We start from the raw sequence: 11,692 nt of genomic DNA on the forward strand, positions 1-11,692 counted from the left end.
GGGCGGGAATCCAGGGGCGGTGGCGGGGTACTACAGCGGCGATTCCCCACCTCCCCACCCCTGGATTCCCGCCCCCGATCGGGGTCGAGGGCAAGCTTTCGCGGGAATGACGACTCGGGGGGTTGGCGTCAATTCTTGTCCGGGCGACGTTTTGACATAGCTTGGTTCGCGGGAATGACGGTTGCGGGGGCCTCGGCGGCATATTCGTGCCAACCGCGTTGTGCGGTGCCGGCTTTTCGGCAGGAACGGTGTCAGCTCAGCATCCGATGCGTCGGCGCCAGCAGCTTCTCCACCGGCAGCCCGTGGGTGCAGGAACCGGCGCACGCCTGGGTCGGGCAGGTGAGACACGCCTCGGCGCCCCGGCCGAGGAGGGCGTATTCGCTGCGCGCCAGCTTCTCGTCCTGGTAGTCGCGGGCGTACATGCGCGTACGCAGCACGTCGGCGATGGGGACGCCGTAGGGGCAGGCGCCTTCGCAGTCGTTGCACGCGTGGCGGCAGTAGGAAGCGCCGTTCATGGCCGCGTAGCCCTTGAGCAGCTCGAAGTCGCCGCGCGCCGCGGTGGTCCAGCCGGAGGCCCCCAGGTATTCCTTGATCACGCCGGAGCCGGTCATGGAGATGATCAGCGCGTGCACATCGGGATTGGACAGCACCCAGCGGAACGCCGCCTGGGCATAGGTCGCGCCGTCCTTTTCGAACGGGCGCATGTCGTTTAGACGGGCGCCCATGAGGGTCTTCATGGCGATGACGCCCACGTTCTTCGCTTTTGCCTTCTCAAGCACACGCGGGAGATCGGGCTGCCGCGCGATGAAGTCGAAGCCGCTCGTGAAACGCTCGTAGAACTTCGGGTCCTGACCGAAGTTGTAGGACACCAGGAGGACGTCCATCATGTCCCGGTCCAGGGCGTAGTCCAGGCACTGGATGAGCCGCCCGGCGTGGCCGGACATGCCGGTGAAGCGAATCTTGCCCTGCTTCCTGGCCTGCTCCACGAAGGCGTGCCACTCGTGGTTCTCGAGGCGGCCGATGTCGTTGACGGCGTGAGTGAAGTACACGTCCACGTAGTCGGTCTGAAGCCGCCGCAGGCTTGCTTCCAGGGAACGCATCATCGACGCTCTGCCCTCGCTCGAACTGGTGTGGGTCTTGGAGGCGATGACAACCTTGTCGCGCTTGCCTCGGAGGGCGTTGCCGATGGTGATCTCGGAATCGCCGCCGCGGTAGCTGTCGGCCGTGTCGAAGTAGTTGATGCCGCGGTCCAGCGCGTCCTGCACCAAGTGCTCCTCGCCGGCGTCGAGGCGGCTGGAACCGAACGAGATGTCGGAGATCTCGAGTCCAGTGCGGCCCAAGGTGACGTAGCGTTTCACCTCGGCCCGGGTCGCGGCGCGCGCCGTCGCGCCTCCCGTCCCCGTGAAGGGCAACAGCCCCGCGGCTACCCCGGCCACAGCGCCCCGTCGAAAGAGTTCGCGCCGATCCAGCTTTTCACCCTTATCGGACTTCTTCATGGCGGCTCCTCAAGTCTTGCAACGATCCCACCGCGAGCCTCCTGCGGGATACGATACGATATGGAAATGAGTAGACATGAAACGACACCGATTGTCCAACAAACGTTCCTGGAGTTCAAGCCGCCCGCAACCCGAACCGTCATTCCCGCGCAACAGTGTCCCTTCGATTCGTCATTCCCGCGGAAGCGGGAATCCAGGGGCGGTGGTGGGGTACTGCAGCGGCATTTCCCTGCCTCACCACCCCTGGATTCCCGCTTCCGCGGGAATGACGAATCGGGGGTTGGCGCCAATTCTGTCCGGGCGGCGCTTTGACACAGCCTGGGAAGCGGGAATCCGGGCGGGGTGAGGTACTGCAGCGGCATTCCCCCCCTCACCACCCCTGGATTCCCGCTTCCGCGGGAATGACGAATCGGGGGGTTGGCGCCGATTCTTGTCCGGGCGACGCTTTGACACAGCCTGTTGCGCGGGAATGACGGTTGCGCGCGCTGACACATCGGGCGTCACTCCCCGGCCACGCCCACCAGCGAGTTGAGCAGCGCTTCATCTCCGGCCAGGTTCGCGCTGGGGCCGTCGTAGACGATGCGGCCGCGGTTCATGACCACGGTGCGGTCGGAGAACTCCAGGGCGATGCCGGTGTGTTGCTCCACCAGGATGATGGTGAGGCCTTCCTGGGCGCGCAGGGTGTGCATGGCGTCCACCAGTTGCTCGATGATGACCGGCGCCAAGCCTTCGGTGGGTTCGTCCATGAGCAGCACCGCGGGGTTTCCCACGAGCGCTCTTGCGATGGCCAGCATCTGTTGCTCGCCGCCGGAGAGCTGGTTCCCCTTGTGGGTGGTGCGCGAGCCCAGTTGCGGGAACAGCTCGTAGACCTGGTCGAAGGTCCAACCGCCGGCGCGGCGCGCCACCGCCAGGTTCTCGTACACGCTCAGCGACGGGAACACCTCGCGTTCCTGGGGCACCAGACCCAGGCCGGCGCGCACACGGTCGTAGGTTCTGGCGTTGGAGATGTCACGCCCCGCCAGCTCGATGCGCCCGGAATGGAGCGTCGTGTAACCCAGGACGGTTCCCAGGAGCGTGGTCTTCCCCACCCCGTTACGGCCGATGATGCTCACCCGTCCGCCGCGGTCGAGGGCCAGGTCGATGTCCTCCAGAACGACGGTCCGGCCGTACCCGGCATGGACGCCGGCGAGGACGAGGACCTGGTCCGAGATCGCCCCGGGGGCCATGTTCTCCGGGGTGTTCAACGCCTTCCTCCGTGCAACTCGGCATTCTCGCCCAGATAGACCTCCCGGACCCGGGGGTCCGAACCCACCTCGGCGGGGGTGCCTTCGGTGAGGATCGCGCCCGACACCAGCACCGTGATCCTTTGTGCGAAACGGAAGACGATGTCCATGTCGTGCTCGATCATCAACACGGCAATGGACTCGGGCAGGCCTGCGACCGCCTCCAGAAGCACGTGGCTCTCGGTGGACGGCACTCCGGCGGCAGGCTCGTCCAGCAAGAGCACCTTGGGGTGGAGGCCCAGGGCGATGGCCAGCTCCACCAGCCGCTGCCGGCCGTAGGGAAGCTCGCGCACCTGCCGTTGGGCGTCGGCGTCGAGCTTGACGGATTCGAGGAGCGCCATGGCCTCGGCGATGACGTCGCCGCGCGCGTCGGCGCGGCGCCACAGTCGGGCCGAAAGGGAGCGCCGCTCGCTGACCGCCATCGAGACGTTTTCGAGGACGCTCAAGCCGCGGAACAGGGTGTTGATCTGGAAGGTGCGCGCGAGTCCGCGCTTCACCCGGCGCGCCTGGGGCCAGTGGGTGATGTCCTGGCCGTGCAGCAGAATGACGCCGGCGGAGGGCTCCACGGTGCCGGTGATGAGGTTCACCAAGGTGGTCTTGCCCGCGCCGTTGGGGCCGATGAGCGCGTGCCGGGCGCCGGGCCTCAGGGTCAGGGAAACCGCGTCCGCCACCACCAGGGCGCCGAAGCTCTTGGACAGGTCGCGGACCTCCAGCAGAGGCTCGCTCACGAATCCTCCCGCCTGACCCATGCGCGCAGACGCTCCGTCAAGCCGAGCATGCCCTCGGGGGCGTACAGGATGGTCGCCACCAGCAGCGCGCCGATGCCGAAGAGCCAGTACTCCGGGCTCAGCTTGGCGAGCTGGTCCTGGAGGATCATGTACAGCGGCGCGCCGATGAACGCCCCGTACAGCCGGCCGGTGCCGCCGAGGATCAGCATGATCATCACGTCGCCGGAACGTTCGAAGCTAAGCACGTCCAGGGCCACGAACTCCGTGGTCTGCGCCAACAGGGCGCCGGCGACGCCGGCCATGACCGCGGCGATGGTGTAGGCGCGCAGCATCTGCCGATACACCGGACAGCCGATGGCGTGCATGCGCCTTTCGTTCTCCCGGATGCCGCGCAGCGACTGGCCGAAGGACGAGTTCACGATGGCGCGGGCGGCCAGGAACATGACGAACAACACCGCCAGGGCGTAGAGGTACGCGGTCTGGCCGTAGAGGTCGAACTCGAAGACGCCGAACAGGGGTTGCATCACCACGCCCTGCAGGCCGTCGTCGCCGCCGGTCCAGTGCTCTTGCTCGTTGGCCAGTTCCTGCAACAGGATCGTCACCGCCAGCGTCAGCATCAACAGGGTCAGCCCGCGCGTATAGAGGATCACGGCGCCGCACACGAAGCCCACGACGCCCGCCACCAGCCCCGCGATCACCAGCCCGCTCAAGGGTTCGCTCCAGCCCACGTGCGCCGACAGGATGCCGGCGGCGTACGCCCCTGTACCGAACAGGGCCGCGTGGCCCAGGGACACGATGCCCGCGTAACCCAGGATCATGTCCAGCGACATGGCGAAAAGCACCATGATAAGGATCTGGGAACCCAGTTGCAGGTAATCGGGGAACAGGAAGAACCCCAGGCCCGCGACCAGCCAGGGAAGCACCTCCGCGGGACGGATGGCGGCGGTTCGAGACAGGTTCTGTAAAGCCGGCTGTTCCATACCGGATCCTGGGCAGCCCCTGCCCTATCGGGCGTAAAGCCCCTGCGGGCGCCACAGCAGCAGGATGATGGTGACCGCGAAGATGAAGAAGGCGCCGAAGGCGGGCAAGTAGTATTTTCCCGCGGTGTCCACGATGCCGAGGATCAGCGAGGCGGCAAAGGCCCCCCGCAGGCTCCCAAGACCGCCCACCGCCACCACGATGAGGAAATAGACCAGGTATTCCAAGGCATACGTTGGCGTCAGCCCGAGGATCTCCGTGCCCAGCGCGCCTCCCAGCGCCGCCAGTGCGCTCCCGAGCGCGAAGGTCAGCGTGAACAGCCGCCGGATGTTGATGCCCACGGTCTCGGCCATGCGCTGGTTGTCCACCGCGGCGCGCACCCTGGCTCCCAGCAGCGTGCGTTCGAACCCGTACCAGAGGGCGATGATGACCGCGAAGCTCACCAGGATGATGAACGTGCGGTAGGTGGGGAAGCGCCGGAACCCGAGGTCCACCTGCCCCTTGAGATAGGAAGGGACATCGAGCTGCACGTTCAGCGGCCCCCAGATGAACGTGCACACGGCAATCCCCATGAACACGAGGCCGATGGTCAGGAGGACCTGCTGCAGCTCGTCGGCGCCGTAAAGGCGGCGGTAGAGCGTACGCTCCAGCACGACGCTGATGAGCGCCACCGCGACGCAACCCAGCGGCGCCCCCAGGAGGAACGGCACGCCAAGTTCGCGGATGAAGGACACCGCGATGTACCCGCCGAGCATGGCGAACATGCCGTGGGCCAGGTTCACGAAGCCCATGAGGCCCATGGTCACGGAGAGGCCCACCGATATGATGAACAGGACCATTGCGAACGCGAGGCCGTCGAACGCAATGCTGACGAGGGAATTGATCACGGATAATAGAGAGTCAGGAATGACTTGGTTGCCTGACGGAGTGACGGTTGACCGTCCGGCGCTTCGGGTCGCGTGGCCACAGGCGGGTGCAAGGAACCCGCGGCGGTGCGGGCGCGCCGCCCCACGTCGTCGCGGGGCGGCGCGATACCTGCCAGCACGCTACTTCTTCTTCTCCAGTTCCTTCCACGGGTCCTTGACCATCTCGAGCGTGTCGGTCTCGATGTTGGCGAGGGCGCCGTCGCGCTTCTCGACCTTGCGCAGATACTGGTTCTGCACGATGTCACGCGTCTCGGGATCGATCATGATGGGACCGCGCGGGCTGTTGAACTTCCATCCCTTCCACACCGCCAGGGCCTTGTCGGCGTCGATCTTGCCGTTCAGGCGCCGCACCGCCTCGTGGATCGCGGCCATGCCGTCCCAACCCTGGACGCTGAAGAAGTCGGGCGTGCTGTCGGCGCCGTAAGCCTCTTTCCAGGCCTTCACGAAGGCCTTGTTCTCGGCTCGGTCCGCGGCCGCGGAATAGTGATGCATGGTGACGACGCCCAGGGGGACCTGTCCCATGTTGGGCAGCTCCGAGTCCTGGGTGATGTCACCCGGGCCGATGAGCTCGATGCCCGCCGCCCTCATGCCCAGGTCGTCGTAGGTCTTCATGACGCCGGTGGCCCACTTGCCGGCCGGAATGAACACGTAAAGCGCATCGGGCTTGGCATCCTTCACCGACTGCAGGAACGGCGTGAAGTCCGGAATCTTCGGGAACGGGAACGGGATGTCCGCCACGACCTTGCCCCCCGCGGCGGTGAACGCCTTGGTGAACGCGGTCTTGCTGTCCTTCCCCGGCGAGTAGTTGGCATAGGCCACGGCCGCGGTGCGGATGTTCATCTTCTCGTAGGCGTGCTTCCCGAGCGGGTACGCCGCCTGCCACATGGTGAACGACACACGCGCGGTGTAGGGAGAGCGCGTGGTGATCGCCGAAGTCCCGGCGTTCATGATGAGGAACGGCACCTTGGCCTTGCGCGTCACGTCGGAGATGGCGAAAGCGTTGTTGGAGTAGACCACGCCGGCGAGGATGTCGATCTTGTCGCGGGTGATGAGCTCCGTGGCAAGGCGCTTGGCCACGTCGGGTTTGGGACCGGTGCTGTCGCGCTTGATGATCTCGATCTTGTGTTCTCCGGTCCCCTTCGAATGAAGCTTCTGGTAAAGCTCGAAGCCCCGGTCCACCTGCTGCCCCAGTTGCGCGTTCGGGCCGGAGTACGGAAGGATCACGCCCACCTTGACGGTCTCCGCCCATGCCGCCCCCGTGACGATCGACAAAGCCGCAAACAATGCGGCCGGAAGCCTGAAAATCTTCATGGTGTTACCTCCTTCGAGTTTGACGCCCTCCGGCGCGCGACGATCTTAGCACTCCTGCGATTGACACGGCAACGGCGATCGCGGCAAGGGGGCGGACCGGCGGGCCTGACGGCAACCAAGCGCCGCCGCGACACGGCCGGACCAACTCGCATTCTCGCCGTAAAGCCGATAGCCTACGCGTATTTCAACCCTGCGTCACAGGAGGCAAGCGCATGAGCAGCACGACCCTGTCGTCCGACCAGTTCGTCGAGCAACTCAAGAAGGAGATCGCGACGTTCCACAAGCTGCGCATCAACCATCCGTTCGTGAAGGCCGTGTGCGAGGGCACCGCTTCCATGGACCACATCCGCACCTGGGCGATACAGGACTACCAGTTCCGCGCCGCGGTGCCGCGCATCGCCCTGCTGCGTTACGTGGCGTGCAGCGACCCCGAGTTCGCCCCCAAGCTGTTCGAAGTGGCGGAAGAGGAAACCCGCGGCCTGCTGCCCGGCGCCTCCGGCCATCCGGACATGTTCGTGGAATTCGCCGAGGCCATCGGACTCACGCGGGCGGACCTGGAACATCCGCAATTGCTGCCGGCCACCGCCGCGCACCTCTATTTCGCCGAACTGGTGATCCACACCCATCCGTGGTTCGTGGTGATGGCCGCCCAGATAGGCGCCGAGGGCACGTTCGGACCGGCCGCGGCGTTGCTGGGCAACGGCTTCATGAAGAGCTACGGCATGTCACCCGAGTCCGTGCGCTTCTTCACCGTGCACGTGGAGGCCGACGAGGAGCACGGCTCCTTGGCGGAAGAGATCGCACGCCGCTACCTCACCTCGGCCAACCTGCAGCAGCAGACGCGCGAGATGATGTTCCGCCGCATGGAGCTGCTGTACGACATCTGGACGATCACCGATTGAGTCCCGCGAGTGAGACCATGAAGGACCAGGGCGCCATGCGCCACATGGGGCGCAGCATACCCATGCGCGAAGCGGAGCCGCTGCTGCGCGGACAAGGCACCTACGTGGGCGACCTGCGGTTTCCCGGGATGCTGCACGCGGCGGTGTTGCGCAGCCCCCATGCCCACGCCCGGATCCGCGCCATCGACGTGAGCGCGGCTCTGGTCATGCCGGGGGTGGTGCGGGTGCTCACGGGTGCGGACGTGCGCGACGCCATCGCGCCCTTCCCTTCGAGCTTCGAGTTCCACCCGCCCCCCTGGCTGAACGCCATCAAGCCCGTGCTCAAGGGACCGCGCGCCCGAGTGCTGGCCCTGGACAAGGTGCGCTACGTGGGCGAGCCCGTGGCCATGGTCGTGGCCGAGGACCGCTACCGGGCCGAGGACGCGCTCGACGGCATCGCCGTGGACTACGAGGAGCTGCCGCCGGTGGTGGACCCGGAGGCGGCGCTGGAACCGGACGCGGTACGCATCCACGACGACGCCGATGACAACGTGGTGTTCCACTTCAGCATCGCCAAGGGCGACGTGGACCGGGCCCTGGCGGACGCGCCCCACCGCATCGAGGAGCGTCTGCACCACCGGCGCCACGGCGGCATTCCCATGGAGGGCCGGGGCGTCGTGGCCAACGCCGAGGTCAAGCCGCGCGGCCTGACCGTTTGGTCCTCCACCCAGGTGCCCCACAGCGTGCGCCGGCAGATCGCCTCCCAGCTCGGCTTGGCCGAGGAGATCATCCGCGTGGTGGCGCCCCACGTGGGCGGCGGTTTCGGCCCCAAGGTGGTGGTGTACCCGGAGGAGGTGCTGGTGCCCTACCTCGCCCTGGAACTGGGCCGGCCGGTACAGTGGATCGAGGACCGGCGCGAGCACTTCATCAGCACCGCCCACGCCCGGGACCAGATCCACTACGTGGAGCTGGCCTTCGACGGCGACGGCCGCATCCTCGCGCTCAAGGACCGCTTCCTGCTGGACAACGGCGCTTACAACCCCATGGGCCTCACCGATGCCTACAACACCTCGGCCCACCTGCAGGGACCGTACCGGGTGCCCAACCTCGCCGTCACCGGCACCTGCGTGGCCACCAACAAGGTCCCCAACGCGCCCTATCGCGGCGCCGGCCGGCCCGAAGCGGTGTTCGTCATGGAGCGCTGCATCGACCGCATCGCCGCGGAACTGGACCTCGACCCGGCCGAAGTGCGCTTCCGCAACTTCGTGCAGCCCGAGGAGATCCCGTACGACGCCGGCATCCTCTATCGCGACGGCATGCCCGTGCGCTACGACAACGGCGACTTCCCCGCCACGCTGCGCAAGGCCCTGGACGCGTGCCGCTACGAGGAGGTGCGCGCCATCCAGAAGGAGGCCGCGCGCGGCGGAGAGGCCCCGACGAACGCGAAGGCCGCGCCTGAACGGGTCAACGCTCGCGACGCGAAAGCCGCCTCTGAACGGGCCAACGCCGACGACGCGGAGGCCGCGACCGAACGTGAAGGGTTTCGTGACGGAGAAGCGCCACGAGACAGCCGCTACGTGGGCGTGGGCATCGGCTTCTACACCGAGGGCACCGGCGTGGGCTCCTTCGAGGGCGCCCGGGTGGAAGTGGACTCTTCCGGCAAGCTGCTGGTGTCGGTGGGCGCCAGCGGCCACGGCCAGGGACACGAGACCGTATTCTCCCAACTCACCGCCGACCTCTGGGGCGTGGCGCCGGAGGACGTCACCGTCGTCGGGGGCGACACCGCGGCCATCCGCTACGGCTGCGGCACCTTCGCCAGCCGCAGCACCGTCAACGCGGGCACCGCCATCCACGAGGCCACCCGGCGCCTCAAGGCCAAGGTGTTCGAGCTGGCCGGCCATCTGCTGGAAGCCAACCCCGACGACCTGACCACGCGCGACGGGCGGGTCTTCGTGGCGGAGCGGCCGGACCGCGGCCTCTCCCTGGCCGAGCTTGCCGGCGCCGCGGTGCCCGGCTGGGCTTCGAGGATGCCCGAAGGAATGGAGCCCAGCCTGGAGGCAAGCTACTACTACGTGCCCCAGACCGTGACCTGGGCTCACGCCGCCCACGTGGTTGTCGTGGAGGTGGACGCGGGAACCGGCGAAGTGGAACTCTTGGACTACGCCGTGGCCCATGACTCCGGGCCGGCCATCAACCCGCTGTTTGTGGAAGGCCAGGTGCGCGGCGGCGTCGCCCAGGGGATCGGCGGCGCCCTCTACGAAGAATTCGTCTACGACGACCTGGGACAGCTCCTCACCGGCACCTTCATGGACTACCTGATGCCCACCTGCGGCGAGATACCCGCCATCAAGCAGGTGCACCTCGAGACCCCTTCCCCACTCAACCCCCTGGGCCTCAAGGGCATCGGCGAGGGCGGCGCCATCGCCCCGCCCGTGGCCGTGGCCAACGCCGTGGTGGACGCCCTGCGGCCCGTCGCCAGGGTGGAAATTTCCGAGACACCGGTGACGCCCGAGCGGGTCCTGGCGCTGATACGCGGTCACCGCGATTGACCTCTCCCCACCCCTGGATTTCCGCTTTCCAGGCTGTGTCAAAATGGATTGGCGCCGTCCCCCGATTCGTCATTCCCGCGGAAGCGGGAATCCAGGGGCGGTGGTGGGGCACTACAAGGGCGTTTCCCCGCCTCGCCACCCCTGGATTCCCGCTTCCGCGGGAATGACGAATCGGGGGACGGCGCCAATCCTTGTCCGGACGAGGCTTTGACACACCCTGTTCCGCGGGAACGGCGGTCTTGTATCGCCTCCGGTACTGTAGCCCCTTATCGTCATTCCCGCGGAAGCGGGAATCCATGGGGTGCTCCAGGGGTCCGGCTTGCGGCAAAAAAGGCTGCATGCTAAGCCGTCCGCCATCATGACAGCAGCAACGAACACGAGCAGTTCAATGGGACAGACCCTCGGGGAAGCCATCGCGTTCCTCGAGGCGAATTATCCCGACGAGGTGATCCGGGTCACCCGTGAGGTGGACCCGATCTTCGAAGTGACAGGCATTCTGGCGAAGCTGGAACGGCAGCAGCAGTTTCCGTGCGTGATCTTCGAGAACGTCAAGGGGTCGTCCATCCCTCTGGTCACCAACATGCACGCGAGCTTCCCGCGGTTGGCCATGGCCATCGGCCTGCCCTACGACGCCACACCCGCGGACTTCATCCACGAATACGGCAGGCGCGAGGCGAACCCGTTGCCGCCGGTGGAGGTGGAGAGCGGGCCGTGCCAGGAGGTGGTGCTCACCGGCGACGACGTGGACGTCACCATGCTGCCGATCCTGCAGTACCACGAGCTCGACGCCGGCCGTTACATCACGCTCGCCTTCGACGTCATGAAGGAGCCGGACAGCGGCATCCGCAACGCCGGCATCTACCGGCTGCAACTCAAGGGCAAGAACCGCTTCGGCATCCAGATCTCCGAGACCGCCCACGGCCACTACATCCTCAAGAAGAACAAGTCCCGGGGCCTGCCCACGCAGATGGCCGCGGTCATCGGCGGCCACCCGGCCATGAACATCGGCAACCTGAGCTTCACCTCCATCGACACCGACGAGTTCAGCATCGCCGGCTCCATGCTCGGCAAACCGGTGGAGCTGGTGAAGTGCAAGACCATCGACGTGGAGGTGCCGGCCAGCTCCGAGATCGTGCTGGAGTGCGAGATCCATCCCACCGAGATGGAGGAAGAAGCCCCCTTCGGCGAGTATCCCGGCACCTACGGACCCATGCGCGTCAACCCGGTGGTGTACGTCAAGGCCATCACCATGCGAAAGAACGCGCTCTACCAGAGCTCGTTCGTGGGCCACGCCGACAACCTGCTGCTCTCGGGGGTGACGCGCAACAGCTACATCTACCACACGTGCCGCATCGCCAGCGCCGGCGTGAAGGCGGTGTACGTGCCGCCCTGCGGGCGTTCGCGCTACATCTGCTACGTCCAGATGGAGCGGTCCATGATCGACGGCGACGCCAAGAACGCCGCCATGGCCGCGTTCGCCGCCGACCCGTTCCTGAAGTTCGTCATCTGCGTGGACGACGACGTGGACATCAGCAACGAC

At 66.6% G+C, this 11,692-nt stretch carries 9 protein-coding genes; 3 read left to right on the forward strand and 6 right to left on the reverse strand.

Going from position 1 to position 11,692, the window contains the following annotated elements:
* Nucleotides 1-251: 251 nt before the first annotated feature.
* From OXF11_10400 to OXF11_10425, 6 genes are all read right to left on the reverse strand, one after another.
* Entirely contained in the window at nt 252-1,496 is a 1,245-nt protein-coding gene (locus OXF11_10400; protein ID MCY4487508.1) for an aldo/keto reductase, read from the reverse strand.
* Nucleotides 1,497-1,996: 500 nt separating this feature from the next.
* Nucleotides 1,997-2,722 carry an ABC transporter ATP-binding protein gene (locus OXF11_10405; GenBank protein ID MCY4487509.1) on the reverse strand — a complete coding sequence of 242 codons (726 nt, stop codon included), beginning with the start codon at nt 2,720-2,722 and terminating at the stop codon, nt 1,997-1,999.
* 14 nt (nt 2,723-2,736) lie between these two features.
* The gene (locus OXF11_10410) at nt 2,737-3,495 is read right to left on the reverse strand and encodes an ABC transporter ATP-binding protein (GenBank protein MCY4487510.1); all 759 of its coding nucleotides are present in this window, start codon (nt 3,493-3,495) and stop codon (nt 2,737-2,739) included.
* A gap of 8 nt (nt 3,496-3,503) precedes the next feature.
* On the reverse strand, nt 3,504-4,487 hold the full coding sequence (locus tag OXF11_10415) for a branched-chain amino acid ABC transporter permease (protein ID MCY4487511.1): 984 nt from the start codon (nt 4,485-4,487) through the stop codon (nt 3,504-3,506).
* Between the two features lie 24 nt (nt 4,488-4,511).
* On the reverse strand, nt 4,512-5,372 hold the full coding sequence (locus OXF11_10420) for a branched-chain amino acid ABC transporter permease (GenBank protein ID MCY4487512.1): 861 nt from the start codon (nt 5,370-5,372) through the stop codon (nt 4,512-4,514).
* Nucleotides 5,373-5,531: 159 nt separating this feature from the next.
* Nucleotides 5,532-6,722, reverse strand: a complete 1,191-nt coding sequence (locus OXF11_10425; protein MCY4487513.1) for an ABC transporter substrate-binding protein — start codon at nt 6,720-6,722, stop codon at nt 5,532-5,534.
* A gap of 212 nt (nt 6,723-6,934) precedes the next feature.
* On the opposite strand from OXF11_10425, the gene OXF11_10430 reads away from it, so the two are divergent.
* From OXF11_10430 to OXF11_10440, 3 genes are all read left to right on the forward strand, one after another.
* Nucleotides 6,935-7,624 (forward strand): iron-containing redox enzyme family protein, encoded by a 690-nt coding sequence (locus tag OXF11_10430; GenBank protein MCY4487514.1) that lies wholly within the window; start codon nt 6,935-6,937, stop codon nt 7,622-7,624.
* Between the two features lie 17 nt (nt 7,625-7,641).
* On the forward strand, nt 7,642-10,152 hold the full coding sequence (locus OXF11_10435) for a xanthine dehydrogenase family protein molybdopterin-binding subunit (protein MCY4487515.1): 2,511 nt from the start codon (nt 7,642-7,644) through the stop codon (nt 10,150-10,152).
* A gap of 388 nt (nt 10,153-10,540) precedes the next feature.
* A partial coding sequence (locus tag OXF11_10440; protein MCY4487516.1) for a UbiD family decarboxylase occupies nt 10,541-11,692 on the forward strand: 1,152 nt, incomplete at its 3' end.

This window comes from Deltaproteobacteria bacterium, from assembly GCA_026712905.1.
Taxonomy (GTDB): domain Bacteria; phylum Desulfobacterota; class Binatia; order UBA9968; family JAJDTQ01; genus JAJDTQ01.